We start from the raw sequence: 238 nt of genomic DNA, 5'->3' as shown, positions 1-238 counted from the left end.
GCCTGCATGAGCGAACAAAACACCCACCTTCTCGTCGTCGACGACGACGCCCGCCTGCGCGACCTGCTGACCCGCTACCTCGGCGAACAGGGCTTTGACGTCAAGGCTGTCGCCGACGGCCAGCAAATGGACAAGCTGCGCAGCCGCGAACATTTTCATCTGATCGTGCTCGACCTGATGATGCCGGGCGAAGATGGCCTGAGCATCTGTCGCCGCCTGCGCGGCACCGGCGACTTGA

General features: G+C 63.4%; 1 protein-coding gene. It reads left to right on the top strand.

Annotated features, from left to right (window positions below):
• A partial coding sequence (locus B4920_RS27845) for a response regulator (RefSeq protein WP_305847144.1) occupies positions 1 to 238 on the top strand: 238 nt, incomplete at both ends.

Source organism: Zoogloea sp. LCSB751 (assembly GCF_002028455.1).
GTDB lineage: Bacteria > Pseudomonadota > Gammaproteobacteria > Burkholderiales > Rhodocyclaceae > Zoogloea.
This window is presented reverse-complemented; position numbering and strand designations above follow the sequence as displayed.